The 22,223-nt window shown below is 74.3% G+C and carries 19 protein-coding genes and 4 tRNA genes; 14 read left to right on the top strand and 9 right to left on the bottom strand.

Translation table 11 applies throughout. The features are described from left to right. Positions 1 to 4: 4 nt before the first annotated feature. Both WAB14_RS06380 and WAB14_RS06375 read right to left on the bottom strand, forming a co-directional pair. The gene (locus WAB14_RS06380; RefSeq protein ID WP_340268560.1) at positions 5 to 1,306 is read right to left on the bottom strand and encodes an ABC transporter substrate-binding protein; all 1,302 of its coding nucleotides are present in this window, start codon (positions 1,304 to 1,306) and stop codon (positions 5 to 7) included. 120 nt (positions 1,307 to 1,426) lie between these two features. Beyond that, on the bottom strand, positions 1,427 to 2,452 hold the full coding sequence (locus WAB14_RS06375; protein ID WP_340268558.1) for a LacI family DNA-binding transcriptional regulator: 1,026 nt from the start codon (positions 2,450 to 2,452) through the stop codon (positions 1,427 to 1,429). 107 nt (positions 2,453 to 2,559) lie between these two features. On the opposite strand from WAB14_RS06375, the gene WAB14_RS06370 reads away from it, so the two are divergent. Continuing rightward, entirely contained in the window at positions 2,560 to 3,324 is a 765-nt protein-coding gene (locus tag WAB14_RS06370; protein WP_340268556.1) for a hypothetical protein, read from the top strand. Positions 3,325 to 3,327: 3 nt separating this feature from the next. On the opposite strand, the gene WAB14_RS06365 is transcribed toward WAB14_RS06370, so the two are convergent. Next, a tRNA-Val gene (locus tag WAB14_RS06365) sits at positions 3,328 to 3,400 on the bottom strand. A gap of 53 nt (positions 3,401 to 3,453) precedes the next feature. Further along, positions 3,454 to 4,203: a TIGR02611 family protein gene (locus WAB14_RS06360; protein WP_340268555.1), complete on the bottom strand. Its 750-nt coding sequence runs from the start codon at positions 4,201 to 4,203 to the stop codon at positions 3,454 to 3,456. 195 nt (positions 4,204 to 4,398) lie between these two features. Here WAB14_RS06360 and WAB14_RS06355 point away from each other — a divergent pair, with 195 nt between their 5' ends. From WAB14_RS06355 to WAB14_RS06340, 4 genes are all read left to right on the top strand, one after another. Then, on the top strand, positions 4,399 to 4,821 hold the full coding sequence (locus WAB14_RS06355) for an SsgA family sporulation/cell division regulator (RefSeq protein ID WP_340268553.1): 423 nt from the start codon (positions 4,399 to 4,401) through the stop codon (positions 4,819 to 4,821). Positions 4,822 to 4,920: 99 nt separating this feature from the next. After that, positions 4,921 to 4,993: transfer RNA gene (locus WAB14_RS06350), tRNA-Gly, on the top strand. A gap of 46 nt (positions 4,994 to 5,039) precedes the next feature. After that, a tRNA-Cys gene (locus WAB14_RS06345) sits at positions 5,040 to 5,110 on the top strand. 9 nt (positions 5,111 to 5,119) lie between these two features. Beyond that, a tRNA-Val gene (locus WAB14_RS06340) sits at positions 5,120 to 5,191 on the top strand. Positions 5,192 to 5,259: 68 nt separating this feature from the next. Here WAB14_RS06340 and WAB14_RS06335 read toward each other — a convergent pair. Then, positions 5,260 to 6,219, bottom strand: a complete 960-nt coding sequence (locus WAB14_RS06335) for an aldo/keto reductase (protein ID WP_340268551.1) — start codon at positions 6,217 to 6,219, stop codon at positions 5,260 to 5,262. Positions 6,220 to 6,316: 97 nt separating this feature from the next. Here WAB14_RS06335 and WAB14_RS06330 point away from each other — a divergent pair, with 97 nt between their 5' ends. From WAB14_RS06330 to treZ, 5 genes are all read left to right on the top strand, one after another. After that, a complete protein-coding gene (locus tag WAB14_RS06330) occupies positions 6,317 to 6,916 on the top strand; it encodes a TetR/AcrR family transcriptional regulator (RefSeq protein WP_340268549.1) in 600 nt (199 codons plus the stop codon). A gap of 160 nt (positions 6,917 to 7,076) precedes the next feature. Further along, complete coding sequence (locus WAB14_RS06325; RefSeq protein ID WP_340268547.1) at positions 7,077 to 8,828, top strand: acyl-CoA dehydrogenase family protein; 1,752 nt, start codon at positions 7,077 to 7,079, stop codon at positions 8,826 to 8,828. 103 nt (positions 8,829 to 8,931) lie between these two features. Next, positions 8,932 to 11,130, top strand: a complete 2,199-nt coding sequence (gene glgX / locus WAB14_RS06320; protein ID WP_340268545.1) for a glycogen debranching protein GlgX — start codon at positions 8,932 to 8,934, stop codon at positions 11,128 to 11,130. Then, positions 11,127 to 13,682 (top strand): malto-oligosyltrehalose synthase, encoded by a 2,556-nt coding sequence (treY, locus tag WAB14_RS06315; protein ID WP_340268543.1) that lies wholly within the window; start codon positions 11,127 to 11,129, stop codon positions 13,680 to 13,682. Before glgX ends, treY begins: the two co-directional genes overlap by 4 nt. 64 nt (positions 13,683 to 13,746) lie before the next feature. After that, positions 13,747 to 15,549, top strand: a complete 1,803-nt coding sequence (treZ, locus tag WAB14_RS06310) for a malto-oligosyltrehalose trehalohydrolase (protein WP_340268541.1) — start codon at positions 13,747 to 13,749, stop codon at positions 15,547 to 15,549. Positions 15,550 to 15,562: 13 nt separating this feature from the next. Here treZ and WAB14_RS06305 read toward each other — a convergent pair whose 3' ends face one another. The 3 genes from WAB14_RS06305 to WAB14_RS06295 form a co-directional block, all read right to left on the bottom strand. After that, positions 15,563 to 16,024, bottom strand: a complete 462-nt coding sequence (locus tag WAB14_RS06305; RefSeq protein ID WP_340268539.1) for a hypothetical protein — start codon at positions 16,022 to 16,024, stop codon at positions 15,563 to 15,565. Between the two features lie 65 nt (positions 16,025 to 16,089). Further along, positions 16,090 to 17,124: a cell division protein ZapE gene (gene zapE, locus WAB14_RS06300; RefSeq protein ID WP_377003162.1), complete on the bottom strand. Its 1,035-nt coding sequence runs from the start codon at positions 17,122 to 17,124 to the stop codon at positions 16,090 to 16,092. Positions 17,125 to 17,135: 11 nt separating this feature from the next. After that, on the bottom strand, positions 17,136 to 18,089 hold the full coding sequence (locus WAB14_RS06295; RefSeq protein WP_340268537.1) for a glycoside hydrolase family protein: 954 nt from the start codon (positions 18,087 to 18,089) through the stop codon (positions 17,136 to 17,138). Between the two features lie 114 nt (positions 18,090 to 18,203). On the opposite strand from WAB14_RS06295, the gene WAB14_RS06290 reads away from it, so the two are divergent. The 3 genes from WAB14_RS06290 to WAB14_RS06280 are packed head-to-tail and all read left to right on the top strand — an operon-like array spanning position 18,204 to position 20,306. Then, positions 18,204 to 19,094, top strand: a complete 891-nt coding sequence (locus WAB14_RS06290) for a sulfurtransferase (RefSeq protein ID WP_340268535.1) — start codon at positions 18,204 to 18,206, stop codon at positions 19,092 to 19,094. After that, positions 19,091 to 19,537, top strand: a complete 447-nt coding sequence (locus WAB14_RS06285) for a SufE family protein (protein ID WP_340268533.1) — start codon at positions 19,091 to 19,093, stop codon at positions 19,535 to 19,537. Before WAB14_RS06290 ends, WAB14_RS06285 begins: the two co-directional genes overlap by 4 nt. Continuing rightward, positions 19,530 to 20,306: a dihydrofolate reductase family protein gene (locus tag WAB14_RS06280; RefSeq protein WP_340268531.1), complete on the top strand. Its 777-nt coding sequence runs from the start codon at positions 19,530 to 19,532 to the stop codon at positions 20,304 to 20,306. Before WAB14_RS06285 ends, WAB14_RS06280 begins: the two co-directional genes overlap by 8 nt. A gap of 31 nt (positions 20,307 to 20,337) precedes the next feature. Here the strand turns inward: WAB14_RS06280 and WAB14_RS06275 are convergent, their stop codons facing one another. Continuing rightward, on the bottom strand, positions 20,338 to 21,552 hold the full coding sequence (locus tag WAB14_RS06275) for an alpha/beta hydrolase family protein (protein ID WP_340268529.1): 1,215 nt from the start codon (positions 21,550 to 21,552) through the stop codon (positions 20,338 to 20,340). 122 nt (positions 21,553 to 21,674) lie between these two features. Here WAB14_RS06275 and msrB point away from each other — a divergent pair, with 122 nt between their 5' ends. Continuing rightward, positions 21,675 to 22,133, top strand: a complete 459-nt coding sequence (msrB, locus tag WAB14_RS06270) for a peptide-methionine (R)-S-oxide reductase MsrB (RefSeq protein ID WP_340268527.1) — start codon at positions 21,675 to 21,677, stop codon at positions 22,131 to 22,133. Positions 22,134 to 22,223: the final 90 nt, after the last annotated feature.

Raw genomic sequence — 22,223 nt, 5'->3', positions numbered from 1 at the left:
CGCCTCACCCGGTGATGTCGGCGACGCCGTCGCGGTACTGCTCGCCGAGCTGCTGCTGGACCTCGTCCGGGCTCGAGGTGCCGTTGAGCAGCTCCTGCAGGCCGGCGTTGAGGTCGTCGTAGAACGTGGCCGTCGGCCAGTCCGGGTAGAAGGCGATGCCGTCGCGCTCGTTGAGGGTGTTGAAGTTCGCGATGAGCTCGGCGCTCTTCTCGTCGGTGATGTCCGACGGGTCGGCCGCGACGGGGACCCCGCCGTTGTTGCCGATGAGGGCCTGGATCTCCGGCCGCATCGTGATGTCGATGAACTCCTGCGCGAGCTCGGGGTTGCGCGCCTCGGTGGGGATCACCCACATGTTGCCCGCGGACCCCGGCGCCATGTCGGCGGGGAAGAGGAACGTGCCCCACTCGAAGTCGGTGATCTCGGTGGCGAAGCGGTTGTGCCACCACGAGCCGGAGTAGAACAGCGGGTGCTCGCCCCGGATGAAGGCCGTGCCGGCGTCCTCCGCGGTGAGCCCCGTGGCGTCGGTCGAGATGTAGCCGGCGTCCGTCCAGTCCTTCACGGTCTGCGTGGCGTACGAGATGGGCTCGTCCTGCCAGTCCACCTCGCCGGTGTAGAGCTGGTACCGGTCGACGAAGTCGCGGTCGGCCTGCGTGAGCGCCAGCTGGTACCAGAGCTGGCCGAGCGGGTACTCCGCGGCGGCCTCGGCGAGCGGCGTCGTGCCCTGGTCGGCGAAGGTCTGCAGGACCTGCTCGAGCTCCTCGAGCGTCGTCGGCACCTCGACGCCGGCCTCCTCGAACGCGTCGACGTTGTAGTAGACCTCGACGAACTCGCCGTAGTTGGGCACGCCGTACCAGGAGCCGGAGCCCATGATCCCGTTCTCGTCGTAGCGAGCGGTCGTCTGCAGGGCGGGGGCGAGCTGGGAGTCCCAGCCGTACTCGGCCACGGCGTCGTCGAGCGGCATCAGCAGGCCCTGGCTCGACAGCAGGCCGGCGGTGGCGTTGCCCTTGTTGTACTCGAGGATGTCGGGCGCCTCGCTGGAGTTGAGGACCTGGCTCGCGGTGGTGCGGATCTGCTCGAAGCTGCGGGGCTCGAACTCGACCGTGGCGCCCGTCTCCTCCTCGAAGACCCGGATCGCCTCCTCCCACGCGATACCCATCGCGCTGGTCTCGCTCTCGAAGTGCCACAGGCGCAGCACCTGGTCCTCGGCGGCGGCGGCCTCGCCGCCCTCCCCGGAGCCGCAGGCGGTGACGGCGAGCGCCCCGGCGACGGCGAGCGCCACGGCGGCGGTGGCTCGGACGTTCCTCATGTGGTCCTACCTCCTCGTAGGTGACGCCGTGGCGTCACGGGTGACGCGTCGACCGGTTGTCGAAGCGCTTCGATAATGGGCGTGCGAATGAGTGGTGGGCAGGTGGTGGGTGGCGTCGGCTCAGGGAGCCGCGTCGAGTGCTCCGCGCTCGCGCACGGAGCCGTGGGAGACGTACGTGGGGGCGAGCAGCTCGACGGTCGGTGCGACCGTCCCGTCGAGCTGCTGCATGACGAGCTCGACCGCCCGGTCGCAGCTGCGCTCGGGCACGAGCGGGATGACGTCGAGGGGGACGGGCAGCGCGGACGTGTCGAACGTCGAGGCCGCGGACACCACCGACACCCGCTCGGGTGCCGGCACCCCGCGGACGGCGAGCTGGTCGAGCGCGGTGCGCTGCGCGCCCTCGTCGCAGTGCATGACGAGTCCGGTGAGGTCCCCGGCCGGGCCGAGCAGGTCGTCGACCGCGTCGCGCACGTGCTGCTCGCCGCGCTCCGGGGTGGCGAGCCGCGCCTCGACGCCGCGCGCTGCGGCGTGCGCGAGGAAGGCGTCGCGGATGCGGGGCGGGAAGTTCGACCCCCGCTCGTAGGTGGAGCCCGGGTGGCCGAGGAGTCCCAGCACCCGGTGACCCGCGTCGACCAGGCGGTCGACGGCCAGCCGCGCGGCGGCCTCGAAGTCGAGGTCGACGCACACGAGGCCGTTCGTGTCGTCGGGGACACCGACGACGACGGCGGGGACACCGAGGCGGCGGACGAGCTCGGCGCGCTCGTCGTCGCGCGTGACGTCGAGCACGACGACGCCGTCGACGAGCCGGCTGCCCGTGACCCGGTCGAGCCCGCCCGTCGCCTCGTCCCGCGTCAGGAGCAGGACGTCGTAGTCGTAGCGGCGGGCGGCTGCCGCCGTGGCGGCGACGAAGGCCATGTGCGCCGGGGCGTACGTGTCGGGGCGGACGGGCTCGGTGACGGCGAGGATGAAGGTCCGTCGCCCCGCGAGCATCCGGGCGCCGGCGTTCGGCCGGTACCCCAGCTGCTCGACGGCGGCCTCCACCCGGCGGCGCGTCGCCTCCGTGACCGCCCGCTTGCCGCTGAGGGCGTAGGACACGGTCGAGATGGAGACCCCCGCGGCTCGTGCCACGTCGTGGATGCTCGTCATCGTCGACCTCGTCGTCGTGGCCGGGTTGTGCGAAGCGTTTCGACAGTACGACACGCGGAAGCGTTTCGACAACCCCTTGGCGCCGATCGGCGAGCAGACTGCCTCCCATGACGATCGGAGCGATCCCCGCCGGGGGCGGCGACGTCGGTGGACCGGCCGGCTACAGCTACCGGCTCGTGGTCGTGCGCGGAGAGCGGGACGCGGTCCTCGCGCGGGCGTCGGCGCTCGGTTTCTCCGGCTGGGTGGGCCCGCAGGAGGGCGAGCACGTCGTGCTCGTGCCCGCCGGGCGCGGCCCGACCGTCGCCTCGGACGCCGCCGACCTCGAGTCGTTCGCCGCCTCCCTGGCCGCCGACCTCAACGGCTCCCCCACGACCGTGCTCGCGGCCGAGGTGGTGCGGGACAGGCTCCTCGAGCTGCTGTGCCACGTCGACGGCGGTCCGCTGCTGCGCTACCGCAGCGACCCGTCCGTCGTCGACGACGAGGCGTTCGACGAGCCGGTCGGCCAGCACCACGCCGACGCGCTCGCCGCCGCTTTCGGACGCCCGAAGTTCGCCGACGCCGTGCGCGAGGAGCTCGGCGAGACGCTCGACCCCGAGCAGCACATCGAGTCCGAGCGCCTCGACCACGTGCTCGGCCGGCTCGGGGTGCCGACGTGGGGGGTGTCGGCGTGGCGGCTGCCGAAGTACGTGCCGTACGGACCGGACACCCGTGAGCTCGTGAGGCTGCGGGCGGGGCGCCGCGGGTTCTCCGTCAGGGGCGCGCTGGAGGAGCGGCTGCGCGGGTGGTCGGACCGGCTGCGCCGACGGGCGCCGGGTCCGCGCCGCGACGTCGACATGGGCGGCCCGGCCATGCCGGACGAGATGTTCTGGTGAGGGTGGGCGGTACTGGACTCGAACCAGCGACCCCGTCGGTGTGAACGACGTGCTCTACCAACTGAGCTAACCGCCCCTCGGCGGCCCGGTCACGACCGCCGTGGAGCATCGTAGGGGATGCCGCAGGGCTCACTGCACGCCCGGCAGCCCTCCCACGAGATCGGCGACCGGCGCGGGGGTCCAGCCCGGGAGCCCGGTGACCGCCAGCGATCCCCACAGCACCAGCGCGAGCGCGACGACCGACACGGTGACCGTGAGGGCGGCGAGCGCGGCCTTCCGGCCCCGCGTGCTGTGGCTGTACGCCTTACGGGCGGCGATGAGGCGGACCCACAGCCCGTGGCGGATCCGGTGGGCCCAGCGGAACTCCGTCGAGAGGATGGCGAGGGCGAGGAACACCGTCGCCCAGCCCTGACCGGGGCCAGGGATCATGACGACGCCGGCGACGAGGAGGACCCCGCCGAGCACGCCGACCCCGATCCGCCACGAGAGCCGGCCGGCGGGCGTGCGCCGCACCCGCGCCCGGACGGCCCGGGTCCGGGCGACGAGGCGCCGCCAGCGACGACGCGCGCGAGCGGCGCGCGCGTGACGCGGGTGGTTCTCGTCGTGGTGCTGGTCGTGATGGTGACCGTGGTGCTGGTCGTGGTGGTGACCGTGGTTCTCGTCGTGGTGCCCGGCTCCGGCGACCGGGACGCCGTCGTGCTCGCCCGTCAGCACCTCGTCGAACGGGGCGTCGAAGGCGGTGTCCACCGTCGGCGGGACCGGCGTCTCGGCGGTCGGGCTCGTGAGCCGGCCGGCGCGCGGGACGCCCGGTCGCGCGCCGGTTCGCGCGCGGCGCTCGCGTCCCGGCGTGGTCGCACCGGGTCGTCCCTCAGGCCCCACCCGACCAGCGTATGCGGGAGGTGACCGAGGGTGCGCACCGCCCGCAGGCGGGTGGTGCCGTCGCGTCCGAACGGGTGACCACCCGGCGCGGCGTATGTTTGCGGGTCACGGGACCGGGGAATGTGTTGCTCACGCAGCGAACGCCCGCTGAGACCGGCCGCCGGCCCCCGGCAGCCCAGCCTGGAGGAGAGACCCGTGGTCGAGAAGCACAAGGTCGACGTGGACGTCGAGGTCACGCTCCGCCTCGTCATGCCCGACTCGGGTCCCGTCCCGCTGCCGGTGTCGCTGCGCTACTCGGCCGGCGACCCCTACGCCGTGCGCGCCCTCTTCCGGGGCGGCGACGGAGAGACGTCCGTCGAGTGGGTCTTCGCCCGCGACCTCCTCGTCGAGGGCCTCGAGAAGGCGACGGGCCTCGGCGACGTCCACGTCTGGCCCTCCCGCGGCACCGACGGCGACATCGTCGTCATCGCGCTCTCCTCCCCCGACGGCCGCGCGGTCCTCCACGCCGACGCCGCCGACCTCCGCCGCTTCGTCGGGAGCACGCTCTCGGTCGTCCCGGCCGGTGAGGAGCAGCTGCACCTCGACCTCGACGACGTGGTCGCGCGCCTCACGGCCTGAGGGGTCGTGTCCGGGCACCGGATCCCGCCGACCTGCTGGTTTGGCCTGTCCGGACCCCTGGGCTAACCTTCTGAGCACGCCGGGGGCGACCCCGGCAGTGCGGACGTAGCGCAGTTGGTAGCGCATCACCTTGCCAAGGTGAGGGTCGCGGGTTCGAGTCCCGTCGTCCGCTCGGAGCCGTCCCGCACGGTGGCACCCGCACCGCGGGTGCGGCACGTGGTGGAGTGGCCGAGAGGCGAGGCAACGGCCTGCAAAGCCGTGTACACGGGTTCGAATCCCGTCTCCACCTCTCACGCACGGGCGATTGGCGCAGTGGTAGCGCGCTTCCTTGACACGGAAGAGGTCACTGGTTCGAACCCAGTATCGCCCACCGGACGACACGGCCCCTGACCTGCAGCATCTGCAGGGCAGGGGCCGTCGTCACGTTCGCCACCACGCTCAGACCGGCGGATCGGCGGCCAGGGCGGAGAGGGCGTCGAGCTGCTCGGTGGTGAGGTCGACGTCGGCGGCCGACGCGTTGGCGCGGACCTCCTCGGCGGTCTCCGCCCCGACGATCACGGACGCGACGGCGGGGCGGGACAGCAGCCACGCGAGGCTGACCTGGTGCAGGGCCAGCCCCCACTCGCGGGCGAGGCGCTCGACCTGCCGGGCGACGGCGATCTCGTGCGGAGCGAACCCCGGCCCGCCGAAGCGGGCGTCCCCGGCGGTCTGGCGCTCCAGCACCGACAGGCTCGCCAGCAGTCCGCCGTGCAGGGGCGCGTACGGGACGAGAGACACGCCGAAGCGGGTGCACGCCGCGCTCAGCTCGGTCTCCGGGCTGCGGTCCAGCAGGCTGTACTTCACCTGCGCCGCGACCGGGGTGGACACGAGCCGGCGGTCGTCGGCGATCCACAGCGCCTCCGTCACCTGCCATGCGGGGTAGTTGGACAGGGCGACGTGGCGGAGCTTGCCCTGCCGGATGAGGTCGTCGTACACCGCGAGGGTCTGCTCGAGCGGGGTGTCCGGGTCGGGGAAGTGGGCGTAGTACACGTCGATGCGGTCGGTGCGCAGCCGGCGCAGGCTCTGCTCGACCTGGCCGACGATATAGCGGCGGGACAGGCCGGCGTCGGGGTCGAAGCGCCGCTCGCCGCACTTCGTGGCGAGCACCACGGCGTCACGGTGACCCTCGAGGGCGCGGCCGAGGATCTCCTCGGCGGACTCACGCTGCGACGCGGGAGGCGCGCCGGGCCGGTCGAAGGTCGGCGTGGAGCCGTAGACGTTCGCGGTGTCGAAGAAGTTCACCCCCAGCTCCAGGGCCGACCCGACGACACCGTCGGCGTCCTCCGCGGTCGGCGCCACCCCGAACGTGGCGGTGCCCAGGCACACCTTCGACACCCGCATCCCGCTGGGACCCAGCACCGAGTACCTCATGGCGAGCCCTTTCCGTCGTGGTGACCAACCCGTCAAAAGTAACCGTTCGGTTCCATTTCTGCAAGGAGCGTGCGACGATTCCCGCGTGAGCACGAGGGGCCCGTACCGCACAGGACGTCGGCGGCGTGAACAGCTGATCGACGTCGCGGTCGGGGTCTTCGCCGAGCTCGGCTACGCCGGAGGCTCCATCCGGGACATCGCCGACCGGGCCGGCGTGTCCCACTCGACCCTGATCAAACACTTCGGCAGCAAGGAGAACCTCCTCGTCGCCGTCCTCGCGGAGTGGGACAGGCGCACGGTCCAGGCCGGTCTCGCCGACGTCGACGGGCTCGCCTACTTCCGGCGCCTGCCCGCCGTCATGGCCGCCCACCGTCACAACCGCGGCCTGCTCGAGCTCTTCACCACGATCGCGGCCGAGGCGTCCGCCCCCACCCACCCCGCGCACGCCTTCATCGCGCAGCGCTACACCCGCAACCTCGCCACCCTCGCCGGTCACCTCCGATCCGCCGTCGACGCCGGGGATGTGGCGCCCATGACCGACGCCGACATCCAGACCGAGGTGCGGCTGCTCACCGCGACCCTGGACGGCATCGGGCTGCAGTGGCTCCTCGACCCGTCGACGGACCTCGAGGCGTGCGTCTCGGCCTACGTCCACCGTGCCATCGCCGCTTGGCAGCGCGCCTGACCCACCATCGCCCCGCCCGCGATCGAGGCGGGTGGCAGGGAGGACGGTCCGACGCGCTGCCCGCGGCGCCCGTCGTCTACTGTGCCGTCGTCCCCTGGCAACCTCGCGCGCTCCCTGCTGGCCCGGCGCGCCGAGCAGCAGCGACGGTCGGAGGTGCCGCATGGCCGTGCCGCCCGAACGGCGCACCCGCCGGGAGCGCTCGGGTGACCGGCACGGCGACCAGGTCATCGACCTGCGGGCGGCTGCGGCGTCGCGCGGGCGGACGGCCGCTCGCGGCAGCGCACCGGACCCGGGCGACCTCGACCTCGCCGCGGCCGACCCCGCCCTGCGCGACGCCGTCCGGACGTACGGCGGCGAGGAGGCCCTCCCCGGGCTCCACGAGCTGGGTCGGCACTGCGGGGCACGCGCCACCCGTGAGCTCGCCGCCGAGGTCGAGCGCTCCCCCGCGCGCCTCGACGCGTACGACGACGCGGGCGAGCGCGTCGACCGCGTCGTCCACCACCCCGGCTGGCGCGCCCTGCTCCGCGACGGGGCCCAGGCCGGGCTCACCGGGCGGCCGTGGGCCTCCGGGGAGCCGCACGCCCACCTCGAACGCGCCGCGTCCCTGCTGCTGTGGGCGCAGGTGAGCGGATCGGCCGCCGCGCAGGCGGCGACGCACCACGCGGCCACCGCGGCGGTCGTCGGTGGTCCCGCCGCCGCGTCGTGGCTGCCGCGCCTCGCGAGCCGCCGGGTCGACGTGACGTCCCGGCGCGGGTCGGCAGCACGCGCGACCTCCGCCGGGCTGGCGCTCAGCGAGCAGGGCGGCAGCGACACCCGGGCCGCGACCACCAGGGCGGTCACCGAGCTCGGAGGGCCCCTCGACGGCGGCCCCACGTGGCGGCTGTCCGGGCGCAAGTGGTTCGTCGGCAACGCCGACGCCGACGTCCTCGTCGTGTCCGCCGCCACGGACGACGGTCCCGGCACGTTCCTCGTGCCCCGCTCGCTCCCGGGGACGGGGGACGACGGCCTGCGGCTGCTGCGGCTGCGACACGGCCGCGCCCGTCGCGCCTGGGTCGTCGGCGACGTCGAGCTCGACGACGCGTGGGCGGTCCGCCTCGACGACGAGAACGCCCCGGGCGGCGAAGCACTCGCCCGCGTCGCCGCGACGCAGCACCTCGACGGGACCGTCCTCGCTGCGGCGGCCGTCCGCGCCGCCCTGTGGCGCGCCGGACACCACGCACGGCGCAGCGCCCGCCCCGGCGGCCCCCTCGACACCGCTCCCCTGCTCCGCACCGTCCTCGCCGACCTCGCGGTGGAGTCCGAGGCCGCGACGCTCCTCGCGCTCCGCCTCGCCGCCGCCACCGACGGCACCGAGGCCGACGCCGCCCTGCTCCGCCTCGCCGGGCCGGTCGCGGCGTCGTGGCTGTCGCGCCGCGCCCCGCAGGTCACCCTCGAGGCGCTCGAGCTCGCCGGCGCCGCCGCGTGGGACGAGACCGGCGTCCTCGCCCGCCTCCACCGCGACGCGGGCGCCGTCCTCGCCGGGGCGACCGCCAACGGGCTCGCCGTCGACGTCGTCCGCGTCGTCGCCGGCGACCCGGACGCCGTCGCGGCCTTCATCGGCGAGTGCGACACCGCCCGGGGGCACAGCCCGCGCCTCGACGCCGGCCTCGACGCCCTCGCCGACCTCCTCCGCACCGCGGCCAGCGAGGCGCAGCAGGACCCGGCGGCTGTCGAGGCCGCTGCGCGCTGGCTCGTCGAGCGGATGGCGCTGGCCCTGCAGGCGTCCCTCGTCGCCCGCCACGCCCCCGACGCCGTCACCGAGGCCTGGCTCGGCGGGCGCCTCGAGAGCCCCGGCACCCGCGGCCTCGGGACCGCGCCGCTCGGCGTCCGGCAGACCGCCGTCGTGCTCGACCGGGCGCTCGGCGCCACCTGACCTGCGCCGGGCGCGCCGGCCCGCGCGCCCGGGAGCGGCAGGGCGCCGGACCGTGTTGACTGGGCATCCCGCGCCCTCCCCGGTGCGGGGGAAGGACGTGTTCATGGACGTGTGGCCCGGATCCCCGTACCCGCTGGGCGCCACCTACGACGGCACCGGAACCAACTTCGCCGTCTTCAGCGAGGTCGCGACGAAGGTCGAGCTCTGCCTGCTCGACGACGCCCGCCGGGAACGGGAGCGCATCGCGATGCCGGAGGCCGACGGCTTCGTGTGGCACTGCTACCTGCCGGGCGTGCAGCCGGGACAGCGCTACGGCTTCCGCGTGCACGGGCCCTACGAGCCGCACCGGGGCCTGCGCTGCAACCCGAGCAAGCTGCTGCTGGACCCGTACGCGAAGGCCATCGAGGGCATGACGGACGGCGACGAGTCGCTGTTCAGCTACCGGTTCGGCCGGGACGAGAACAAGATCCAGCGTCTCGACTCGCGCCTCCACACCATGCACTCCGTCGTCGTCAACCCGTTCTTCGACTGGGGCAACGACCGGCCGCCGCACCGGCAGTACCACGAGACCGTGATCTACGAGGCCCACGTCAAGGGCATGACGCAGCAGCACCCCGGCATCCCGGAGTCCATCCGCGGCACGTACGCCGGCATGGCGCACCCGGTCATGATCGACCACCTGCTCGACCTCGGGATCACCGCCGTCGAGCTCATGCCGGTGCACCAGTTCGTGCAGGACAGCCACCTGCAGGACCGGGGCATGCGCAACTACTGGGGCTACAACACGATCGGCTTCTTCGCGCCCCACAACGAGTACTCCGCCACGGGCCAGCGCGGCCAGCAGGTGCAGGAGTTCAAGGGGATGGTGAAGGCCCTCCACGCGGCCGGCATCGAGGTCATCCTCGACGTCGTCTACAACCACACGGCCGAGGGCAACCACCAGGGCCCGACGCTGGCCTTCCGCGGCCTCGACAACGGCGCGTACTACCGCCTCGTCGACGACGACAAGAAGTTCTACTACGACACCACGGGCACCGGGAACAGCCTGCTCATGCGGCACCCGCACGTCCTGCAGCTGATCATGGACTCCCTGCGCTACTGGGTCATGGAGATGCACGTCGACGGTTTCCGCTTCGACCTCGCCGCCACCCTCGCCCGCCAGTTCCACGAGGTCGACCGGCTGAGCGCGTTCTTCGACCTCGTCCAGCAGGACCCGGTCATCAGCCAGACCAAGCTCATCGCCGAGCCGTGGGACATCGGCGAGGGCGGCTACCAGGTCGGCAACTTCCCCCCGCTGTGGACGGAGTGGAACGGTCGCTACCGCGACACCGTCCGCGACTTCTGGCGCGGTGAGGCAGGCTCCCTCGGCGAGTTCGCGAGCCGCATCACCGGCTCCAGCGACCTCTACGCGCACTCGGGCCGCAAGCCGATCGCGAGCATCAACTTCGTCACCGCCCACGACGGCTTCACGATGCGCGACCTCGTGTCGTACAACGAGCGCCACAACGAGGAGAACGGCGAGGGCGGCAACGACGGCGAGAGCCACAACCGCTCGTGGAACTGCGGCGTCGAGGGCCCGACCCAGGACCCCGGCGTCGTCGCGCTGCGCGAGAAGCAGCACCGCAACTTCCTCGTCACGCTCCTGCTGAGCCAGGGCGTCCCGATGCTGCTGCACGGCGACGAGGTCGCCCGCTCGCAGGGCGGCAACAACAACGGCTACTGCCAGGACAACCCCACGACGTGGATGGACTGGGAGCTCGACGACTGGCAGGAGCTCCTCCTGGAGTTCACCCGCCGCCTCGTCGCCATGCGCAACGGCCACCCGGTGTTCCGGCGGCGGCGGTTCTTCTCCGGCGACACCGACCCCGGCGACGACGCCCTCGGCGACATCGAGTGGCTGCGCCTCGACGGCGCCCGGATGACCGACGGGGACTGGAACGTCGGCTACGCCCAGAGCGTCATGGTCTTCCTCAACGGCGAGGCCATCGAGGAGCCGGACGCGCGCGGCGAGCGGATCGTCGACGACTCCTTCCTCATGCTGTTCAACGCCTCCGCCAACGACCTCAGCTTCACGCTGCCCGGCCAGGCGTACGGCAAGCGCTGGCACGTCGTCGTCGACACCTCCGACCCCTCGCACCTGCCGCCCCGCACGCACTCGTACACCACTGGGTACGCGGAGTCCCGTCGTCTCTCGAGCGAGCGGGACGCCGCCCGCCTGCCGCAGCTGCGCCCGCACCAGGTGTGCGACGTCGCGTCGCGGTCCGTCGTCGTGCTCCGCACCGACCAGCAGGACCGCCGGTGAGCGCCCCGCAGGTGACAGGGGCCGACCGACAGGTCCTCAGCACGTACCGGCTCCAGCTGCGCCCGGAGTTCGGCTTCGCCGACGCCCTCGCCGTCGTCGACCACGTCGACCGGCTCGGCGTCTCCCACGTCTACCTGTCCCCCGTCCTGCAGGCGACGCCCGGCAGCACCCACGGCTACGACGTCGTCGACCACTCGTGCATCAGCACCGAGCTCGGTGGCGAGGCGGGGCTGCGCGCGCTCGCCGACGCCCTCCACGCCCGCGGCATCGGGCTCGTCGCGGACGTCGTCCCCAACCACATGTCGGTGCCGACCCCGCTGTGGCACAACCGCGTCATGTGGTCGGTGCTCCGCGACGGTCCCGGCTCCCCCTACGCACGCTGGCTCGACGTCGACTGGACCGTGCCCGCACGGGCCCTGCTCGTGCCGGTCCTGGGCTCGCGCATCGGGGACGTCCTCGACGCCGGGGAGCTCTCGGTCGAGACCGCCGAGGTCCCCGCCGGCCCCGACCGGCCCGCCGCGGAGACGGTCACGGAGTCCGTCCTCCGCTACTACGACCACGTCCTCCCCGTCCGCGACGGCACCGCCGACCTGCCCCTGCCGCAGCTCGTCGACCGCCAGTGGTACCGGCTCGCGTACTGGCGGGTCGCGGACGAGGAGCTGAACTACCGCCGGTTCTTCGACGTCGACACCCTCGCCGCCGTCCGGGTCGAGGACCCCGATGTCTTCGAGGCGACGCACCGGGTGCTCCTCGACCTGTACGGCGAGGGCGTCCTCGACGGCTTCCGCATCGACCACCCCGACGGCCTCGCCGACCCCCGCGGCTACCTGCGGCGCCTGCGCGACACCGCCCGCGCCGCCCGGGAACGCGCCGGCGGCGGCGCGGTCGAGCCGTGGGTCGTGGTCGAGAAGATCCTCGAGGGCGAGGAGCGGCTGCCGGAGGACTGGCCGTGCGCCGGCACCACCGGCTACGACACGCTCCGCCGCATCACCGGCGTGCTCCTCGACCCGTCGTACGAGGCCCCGCTGTCGCTCCTGCAGGCCGAGCTCGGCGGCGGGCTCGGCGTCGGCGACTTCCACCAGACCGTCGAGGCCTCGAAGCGCGAGGTCGTCGAGCTCACCCTCCACGCCGAGGTGCAGCGACTCGTCGACCTGCTCGTCGACATCTGCGCCGACGACGTCCACCTCCGCGACCACACCCGGCGCGGGCTCCACGAGTCCGTCGTCGAGCTCCTCGTCGCGATGGACCGCTACCGCGCCTACGTCGTGCCCGGCGAGCCCGCCGACGCGGAGGCCGTCGCCGTGGTGTCCGAGGCCGCGCACCGGGCGAAGGAGCACCTGCCGGAGGACCGGCACGCCACCGTCGACCTCGTCGTCGACCTCGTGCTCGGCGGCGACCTCGTCGGTGCCGCGGACGGCGGCGGGGACGGCGGCACCGCGGGCCGGGCCCGCCGCCGCGAGCTCGTCGTGCGGTTCCAGCAGACGTGCGGCCCCGTCATGGCGAAGGGCGTGGAGGACACGGCCTTCTACCGCTGGCACCGCTTCGTCGCCGTCAACGAGGTCGGGGGCGACCCCGCGCGCACCGTCCTGTCGCCCGAGGAGCTCCATGCCTTCGCCGAGCGGACGGCGGCGACGTGGCCCGCGACCATGACGACGCTGTCGACGCACGACACCAAGCGCAGCGAGGACGCGCGCGCCCGGCTGCTCGCGGCGGTCGAGGACCCGGAGCGCTGGGCCGAGCAGGTCCGCAGCTGGCACGAGGCCGCGGCCCCGCTGCGCCAGGGCGACCTCGTCGACGGCGGCACCGAGCTCCTGCTGTGGCAGACGCTCGTCGCCACCTGGCCGATCGACGAGGAGCGGCTCACCGGCTACCTCACGAAGGCGGTCCGCGAGGCCAAGACCCGCACGACGTGGACGACGCCGGACGAGGCGTACGAGACCGCGGTCCTCGACCTCGCCCGCGGCGTCCTCGCCGACGAGCAGCTCGCCGCGGCCGTCGCGTCCTTCGTCGACGGCATCGCGGCGCACACCCGCGTCGTCACGCTGTCGCAGAAGGCGCTGCAGCTCCTGCTGCCCGGCGTGCCCGACGTCTACCAGGGCACCGAGCTCGTCGACCGCTCCCTCGTCGACCCCGACAACCGGCGCGCCGTCGACTACGACGACCGTGCCGCGCGGCTCGCGCACCTCGACGGCGGCGGGGCACCCCGGGACCTCGACGACGAGAAGCTCCTCGTCACCAGCCGCGCCCTCCGGCTGCGTCGCCGGCGGCCGGGGGCCTTCCGCGGGCCGGCCGCCGGGTACGCACCCGTGCCGACGTCGACGGGCAACGCGCTCGCGTTCGCCCGCGGGTCGCTGGAGGCGCCCGACGTCCTGCTCGTCGCGACCCGCCGACCCGGCGAGCTCGACCGGCTCGGCGGCTGGGGTCGCCACACGATCGCCCTCCCCGAGGGGACGTGGACCGACGTCCTCACCGGGCGCGGGCACGACGGCGGCACGCGGCAGCTCGAGGAGCTCCTCGACCGGCTGCCCGTCGCGCTGCTCGAGCGCGCGTGAGGGTGCGCACGAGGGTGTGCGTGGGCGTGCCGACCCCGCAGCGGCTCTGGCAGGGTCGAACCCGATGAGCCACACCTTCGCCGTCTGGGCGCCGGACGCCGGCACCGTCGACCTCGTCCTCGTGCGGGAGGCGACGGGCCCCGACGACGGGCACCGCACGACCCGCGCGATGACCCGTGCGGACGGGGGGTGGTGGCACCTCGCGGTGAGCGCGGCCGGCCACGGCAGCGACTACCTGTTCTCCGTCGACGGCGGCGACCCGGTGCCGGACCCGCGCTCGGCGTGGCAGCCGTTCGGCGTGCACGGCCCGAGCCGGCTCTACGACCCCGCCCGGTTCCGCTGGTCCGACGACGGGTGGCGCGGCCGGGACGTCCGCGGCGCGCTGCACTACGAGCTCCACCTCGGCACGTTCACGCCCGAGGGGACGCTCGACGCGGCCGTCGGGCGCCTCGACCACCTCGTCGACGTCGGCGTCGAGGTCGTCGCCCTCATGCCCGTCGCCGCCTCACCGGGGCGCTGGGGCTGGGGCTACGACGGGGTCCACCTGTTCGCCGTCCACGACCAGTACGGCGGCCCGGAGGCCCTCCAGCGCTTCGTCGACGCCGCCCACGCCCGGGGCCTCGCCGTCAGCCTCGACTGCGTCTACAACCACCTGGGGCCGAGCGGCAACTACACCTCCGTGTTCGGGCCGTACTTCACCGACAGGCACGAGACGCCGTGGGGCCAGGCGGTCAACCTCGACGGCGACGGCTCCTCGGAGGTCCGCCGCTGGATCTGCGACAACGCGCTGCGCTGGTTCCGCGACTTCCACGTCGACGCGCTGCGCCTGGACGCCGTCCACGCCCTCGTCGACGACTCCGACCACCACGTGCTCGCCCAGCTCGCCGACGAGACGGCGGCGCTCGCCGACGGGCTGCGCCGGCCGTTGTCGCTGGTCGCGGAGTCCGACCTCAACGACGCCGTCATGGTGACGCCGACCGCGCAGGGCGGGCTCGGGATGACGGCCCAGTGGGACGACGACGCCCACCACGCCCTCCACGCCCTCCTCACCGGCGAGCGGCAGGGCTACTACGACGACTTCGGGTCCGGGGAGGTCCTCCGCACGGTCTGGCGGGAGGCGTTCTGGCACGCGGGCCGCTACTCCCCGTTCCGGGGCTCCGAGTGGGGCAGCCCGGTGCCGGCGGGGACGTCGGGGCACCGCTTCCTCGCCTACGCCTCGAACCACGACCAGGTCGGCAACCGGGCCCTCGGTGACCGGCCCTCGCAGACCCTGTCCCCCGGCGAGCTCGCGGGCTCCCTCGCGCTCGTCCTCACGGCCCCCTTCACGCCGATGCTGTTCATGGGCGAGGAGTGGGGCGCGACGACGCCCTTCCGCTTCTTCACCGACCACGAGGACCCCGCGCTCGCGCAGTCGGTGCGCGACGGTCGGCGCCGGGAGTTCGCCGAGCACGGCTGGGACGCCGACGCCGTCCCGGACCCGCAGGACCCCGGCACGCGCGAGGCCTCCGTGCTCCGTTGGGACGAGCGCGACGAGCCCGTCCGCGCGGGGCTGCTCGCGTGGACCCGCGACCTCGTCGCGCTGCGGGGCCGTGAGCCCGACCTCCGCGACGACGACCTCGGCGAGGTCGATGTCGAGGTCGGCCCGCCGGACGAGTCGCGCGACGACGGACGCCCCGAGTGGCTCGTCGTCCACCGCGGGACCTGGCGGGTGGTCGTCGTCCTCGCCGCCGCGGCGCGGGCGGACGACGCCACCCCGGTGCCGCTGCACGGCACCGGGGGCGTGGAGCGTCACTGGGGGCCGACCTGGACGGAGGGGCGGACGCTTCGGCTCCAGGGCCCCGGCGCCGCCCTCGTCCGGATGTACTGAGGCGGCGACGCAGTCAGTCGTGCCGCTTGGACGCGCCCGGGGCGCCCGGCGTGTGCTCGGTCGTCCCGTGCTCGTACTTCGCCTCGTCCTCGGGGTCGCGGACCGTCGCGGCGCCCGGCGCGCCGGGTGTGTGCTCCGTCGTGCCGTGCTCGTAGGCGAGCTCCTCGGACGTGAGTGCCGCGCCGGAGGTCCGGACCGCGGTGCCGTCCGCCTCCTCCTCCACGACCGTCGTCCCGCCCGCACCCGGTGTGCCGGGCGTCGCGCGCGCGCTGCCGGTCTCGGCGCTCGGTCCGGAGCGGCCCGGCGTCCCGGGCGTGTGCGCGGTCGTCCCGTGCTCGTAGGAGGACGGCGTCGTCTCCTGCAGGTCGTCGCGCCACCGCGTCTCGGCGGTGCCGTGGAGCTCGTTCTCGCGCTCGCGTTCCTCGGGTGTCAGGTTCTCGTCGTGGTGGCCGTGTTCCTTCTCGTGCCTGCCCATGGCTCCTCCTCGGATAGGCCGTCCTCGAGAGGTTCCCGGTGAGCGCGAGGGCAAACCGCGGCCGGTCAGCGCTCGGCGGGGCTCGCCTCCCGCGCGAGGGCCGTGAGGCGGCTGAGCGCGCGCAGGTACTTCTTGCGGTACCCGCCGCGCAGCATCTCGGTCGTGAACAGGTCCGTCAGCGGGCGACCCCCGGCGACGAGCGGCAGGGAACGGTCGTAGAGCCTGTCGGCGAGGACGACGAGGCGCAGGGCGACGTTCTGGTCCGGCACCGGGCGCACGTCGCGCCAGCCGACCGCGGCCACCCCGTCGAGCATCGCCCCGTACCGGCTGGGGTGGACGTCGGCGAGGTGGTCGCACAGCGCCGGGAAGTCGTCGACGACGGCACCCGGGCGGGCGGCGAGGGCGTCGAGCTCGGCCTCGTCGGCGGGACCGGGTGCCTGGGGCGCGCCCCGGTGCCGGTAGTCCTCCCCGTCGACCGTCGCGACCTCGAACAGCCGGCCCAGCGCCTGGATCTCGCGGAGGAAGTCCTCGGCCGCGAAGCGGCCCGCGCCGAGGGCGTCGGGCAGCGTGTTCGACGTCGCCGCCAGCCGCGTCCCGGAGTCCGCGAGCTCCCGCATGAGCCGCGCCATGAGCACGGTGTCACCGGGGTCGTCGAGCTCGAACTCGTCGACGCACACGAGGTCGGCGCCCGCGAGGGCGTCGACGGCGCCGCGGAAGCCCAGTGCCCCCGCGAGGTTCGTGTACTCGACGAACGTGCCGTAGTGCCGGCGGCCCGCCGCCGCGTGCCAGGTGGCGGCGAGCAGGTGGGTCTTGCCGACGCCGAAGCCTCCGTCGAGGTAGACGCCGCGAGGCGTGGCGTCGTCGGTGCGCCGGCCCAGGAGGCGCGCGAGACGTCCGCCCCGTGCCCCGGTGGCGCCCGTCGAGGCGGCGAACGCCTCGAGGCGGGACCGGGCCGCCGCCTGGCTCGGCTCGGCCGGGTCCGGCACGTACGTGTCGAAGCGCGCGCCGGCGAAGCGGGGCGGCGGCACGAGGTCGTCGAGCAGCCGGCCGCGGTCGAGCGCCGGACGGCGGTCGACGAGCCGCTCCGCCTGCCCGTTCACGACCGCCCAGGCTACGGGAGCACCTGCAGCGCTCCGTCGCGCAGGCCGACGGGCAGCGGGTCGACGATGTCGAAGGCGTGGACGCCCTCCGGCTCGGTGTTGCGGAACCCCACGAACGCCCACGAGCCGTCGCGCCGCCGCACGAGCGGGGCGGCGAACAGGTGGGGCTCGGCGTGGAGCGGCACGGCGGCGTCCACGTCCCACGGACCGAGGACGGACGGCCCCGTGAGCGACCACGTGCAGTAGCGGCCGGACCGCTCGATGCGCTCCTGCGTCATCTCCTGCGGGTGGCACGTGAAGACGAGGACCGGCGTCCCGTCGACGACGTGGACCTGGAGCACCTCGAGCTGGCCGAAGCCCGTGCCCGGCGCCGACAGCGGCGGGCCCACCTCCCACGTCCGCATGTCCGCGCTGCGGGCGTGGGCGACGACGCCGTCGTCGTTGCGCCGTCCGCCGCGGGCTCGTGCCGTCACGAGCATGTGCCAGCCGTCGCCGTCCGGGTCGCGGAACACGAACGGGTCCCGCCACGTCTCGCTCGCGGTCTCGTGCTCGTCGATCGTGCGGTACCAGCGGGTGTCGATGTCGACCACCGGCGCGTCACCGACCCGCCGCCACGTCACGAGGTCGTCGGACTCCGCGAGCCCGACGCGCTGGTCCCTGAGGCCGTACCCGCGCGAGGAGATCGCCGTGTAGTACAGCCGCCACACCCCGTCGTCGCCGCGGACCGTCGAACCCGTCCACAGCGCGACGTCGTCCCAGCCGCCGGCCCGTGGGCCGAGGGCGTCGGGGAGCACCTCCCACGAGACGAGGTCCGTCGAGCGGGCGTGGCCGATGGTCGCGGCCGTGTGCCGGCGGCCCGGGTCACCGAGCGCCCGCGGGGCCTGCAGGTAGAAGAGGTGGTACGCCTCGCCGTCGTCCGCCACCCAGCTGTCCCACACCCACCGGTCGTCCAGCTGCAGCGCCACGGGAGGCATCGTGTCGTCCGGCGCGTGGGAGGGGAAGGGGCGCGCCGACGCGCGTGTTGGCAGGCTGTACCGCCGTACGGCGCACCGCCCACCCGACCGACCTAGGAGGCCACCGTGCCCGTGGAGCACGACACCGACCCGAAGCTCGCCGCCTACGCCCACCCCGAGCGCCTCGTCACGACCGGCTGGCTCGCGGACCGGCTCGGCTCCCCCGGCCTCGTCGTCGTGGAGTCGAGCGAGGACGTCCTGCTGTACGACACCGGCCACATCGAGGGCGCGGTGAAGATCGACTGGCACACCGAGCTCAACGACCCCGTCACCCGCGACTACGTCGACGGCGAGGGCTTCGCCGCCCTCATGCGTGCCAAGGGCATCGCCCGCGACGACACGGTCGTCATCTACGGCGACAAGAACAACTGGTGGGCCGCGTACGCCCTGTGGGTGTTCAGCCTGTTCGGTCACGAGGACGTCCGTCTCCTCGACGGCGGTCGCGCGAAGTGGGAGGCCGAGGGCCGGGCGTGGACGACGGATCCCGCGCAGCCGAAGGACGTCGACTACCCGGTCGTCGAGCGTCGCGACGAGGACATCCGCGCGTTCATGGACGACGTCAAGGGCCATCTCGGCAAGCCGATGGTCGACGTCCGCTCCCCCGAGGAGTACACCGGCGCCCGCACCCACATGCCGGCCTACCCCGAGGAGGGCGCGCTGCGCGGCGGCCACATCCCGGGCGCGCAGTCGGTGCCGTGGGCCCGGGCGGTCGCCGACGACGGCGGCTTCAAGGCCCGTGAGGAGCTCGAGGCGATCTACCAGCAGGAGAAGGGCCTCTCCCCGGACGACGACGTCATCGCGTACTGCCGGATCGGGGAGCGCTCGAGCCACTCGTGGTTCGTCCTCACCCACCTGCTCGGCTTCCCCAAGGTCCGCAACTACGACGGGTCGTGGACCGAGTGGGGCAACGCCGTGCGCGTCCCGATCGTCAAGGGCGACGAGCCGGGGTCCGTGTGACGGGGTCCCTGCCCGGGGGCTTCGACGCCGTCGTCGAGGAGTTCCAGGCGCTCGAGGAGCGCGAGCGCCTGGAGCTCCTCCTCGACTTCGCCAACGGCCTGCCCGAGCTGCCGGAGCACCTCCGGCAGCACCCGGAGCTGCTCGAACCCGTCCCCGAGTGCCAGTCGCCGGTCTTCGTCCACGTCGACGTCGACGGCAGCGGCGCCGAGGCGGCAGTGCACGTGCACCTCAGCGCCCCGAAGGAGGCGCCGACGACGCGTGGCTTCGCCGGCATCCTCGCCGAGGGCATGCGCGGCCTCGACGCCGCCGGTGTCCTCGCGGTCCCCGACGACGTACCGGGCCGGCTCGGCCTCGACCGCGCCGTGAGCCCCCTGCGGCTGCGCGGCATGTCGGGGATGCTCCACCGCATCCAGCGCCAGGTCCGGGAGAAGGCGGGTGTCTGAGGACGACCTCGACCTGCTCGTCGGAGACGGGGCGCCGCGGCGGCTGGGTCGCTCCGACACGGCCGCCCTCGCCGACCTCTACGCCTACCCGGACCGGCCGTGGGTCCGCGCGAACATGGTGGCGAGCCTCGACGGCGCCGCGACCGACGGCGAGGGCCGCTCCGGCGGCATCAGCAGCAGCGTCGACAAGGCGGTGTTCCGGGTGCTGCGCGGTCTCGCCGACGTCGTCCTCGTCGGCGCCGGCACGGCTCGCGCGGAGGGCTACGGGCCCGCCTCGCCTCAGGAGTGGGCCGCGGCCGGGAGGGCGGCCGCGGGCCGGCGTCCCGCGGCCGTCGTCGCGCAGGTCACGCGATCGGGACGCGTCGAGACCGGTCGGGGCATGTTCGACGAGCCGGGTCGCGCGCTCGTCGTCATGCCCGACGGCGACCGCGAGGCGCTCGACCGGGCGCGGGCGGCCGCCGGGGAGGACGCGGTCGTGCTCGCGGGCCACGTCGACCGCGGCGGGGCCGACCTCGCCATGGCCGTGTCCGCGCTCGCCGAGCGCGGGCTCACCCGGGTCCTGTGCGAGGGCGGGCCGGCGCTGCTGGGGGCGCTGGCGGCTGCGGACCTGCTCGACGAGCTGTGCCTCACGACGAGCCCGGCGCTCGTCGCCTCGGACGCCTCACGCGTCGTGACGGGGGACCTGCCCGAGCCGCGCGGGATGGTGCTCGCGCACCTGCTGCACGCGGAGTCGTCGCTCCTGGCCCGCTGGGTCCGCGACCGGGGCTGAGCGGCTCAGCGGGGCGGCTCAGCGGGGCGGCTCAGCGGCCGACGCCGAGAACCTCTCTCAGCCAGGAGGCGACCTCGCGCTCCCACCGGGCGGGGTCGACGTTCCACTCCTGGCAGTGCCGCGCACCTCGGAACGACACGAGCCGGACCAGGTCGGGCCGGGCCTGCGCGAGGGCGCGGCTCGGTCCCGACGGGACGAACTCGTCGTCGTCGGAGTGCACGACGAGCATCCGGTGACGAAGCTCGTTGGCCCGCGCGACCCAGTCGAAACGCTCGAGCTCGACCGGGCCCTCGACGCCGAAGAGCCGGTCGGCCTGGCGTCCGCTCAGCAGCTCGAGCCCGAGCCGGGCGACCCAGACGGGGATGCGGTTGACCCGCGCCTGGTGGTCGAGGACGTCCGCCCACGACACGACGGGCGCGTCGAGCACGGCGCCGCGCACCACGTGCTGCAGGCGCGAGCGGGACAGCAGCTGCAGGACGATCGCGCCGCCCATTGACCAGCCGAACAGCACGACGCCCTTCGCGCCCCGGCGCAGCGCAAGCCGGATCGCGTGCTCGACGTCGGCCCACTCGGTGTCGCCGAGGTGGTAGCGCCCGCCGGGCAGCGCAGGCGCGTCCGCGTCGTTCCGGTAGGACGGGACCACGGCGGTGACACCGAGCCGGTGGAGGACCGGCAGGGCGCGCAGGCACTCCTCGCGCGTGGCGCCGCGACCGTGGACCAGCACGGCCCACACGTCCGCCGTCGGCACGTCCTCCGACGGCGGCACGACCCACGCGGGCAGCGGCCCCACGTCGCCCTCGAGGACGACGTCCTCGTGCGGGAGGCCGAGCGCGCGGGTCGGCTCGCCCGCGAGGTAGTACGGGTTCCACCGCGCGGGACCGACCTTCATCGGCCCGTCGACGTCGACGAGCTCGCGCGTGACGGTCGGCCCGTCGGCCCGGAGCACCTCCCCGAGGCGCGCGTGGCTCGTGCCGCCGGCCAGGCGCAGCCCGAAGCGGCCGCGGGCGACGGTCTCGTCCGTCGCACGGATCGTCACCGTCCCGGGGCCGACGCTGAGCACCTCCGTGTCGTCCGGCTTGAGCCGCTCCGGGGTGAGGACGCGGCGGACGAAGTACGCGGCGAGCGCGCTCACGAGACCGGAGACGAGGAGGCCCGTGGTGATCGCCGTCCCCGTGGCCACCAGGGGCGCCAGCCAGCGGCGGGGGCGGCTCGTCTCGTGCTCGGTGTCGGGGTGGCGTCGCGTCACGGCGTCATCCTCCCAGGCGGGCCCTGCCGGAACAGGGCACCCCGGGGGTACGTTGGTGCCGTCGAGGACGCCGGTGGCGCGCCTGCGACGCGCGGGCGGCCCGGTCCGGAGAAGGGGTTTGCATGGTGGGTCAGGGACGCAGCACGCACGAGACGACCGGGACGTCGGACGTCCCGCGGGTCTACCCCAAGGGGCGGACCGACGAGGAGTGGCGGGACCGGCTGACCCCGCAGGAGTACCAGGTGCTCCGCCGCGCCGGCACCGAGCGCGCCTTCACGGGCGAGTACACGGACAACCACGACGTCGGCGTCTACTCCTGCCGCGCGTGCGGCACGGAGCTGTTCCGCAGCGACCAGAAGTTCGAGAGCCACTGCGGCTGGCCGTCGTTCTTCTCCCCGCTCGCCGGGGACCGCATCGAGGAGATCCGCGACACGACCCTCGGCATGGTCCGCACCGAGGTGCGCTGCGCCGCGTGCGGGTCGCACCTCGGGCACGTCTTCGAGGGCGAGGGCTACGACACCCCGACGGACCTGCGGTACTGCATCAACTCGATCTCCATGAGGTTCGAGCCCGCGAGCTGAGGCGCTGTCCACAGGGTTGTGACAGGGCCTGGCGGGTGTCGGTGCCCGCCGGTATCCTCGTACACATGTTCGACGACCTGGATCCGACGC

This window comes from Aquipuribacter nitratireducens (assembly GCF_037860835.1).
GTDB classification, from domain to species: domain Bacteria; phylum Actinomycetota; class Actinomycetes; order Actinomycetales; family JBBAYJ01; genus Aquipuribacter; species Aquipuribacter nitratireducens.
The sequence above is the reverse complement of the archived record's forward strand: the minus strand, read 5'-3'. Positions and strand labels throughout refer to the sequence as shown.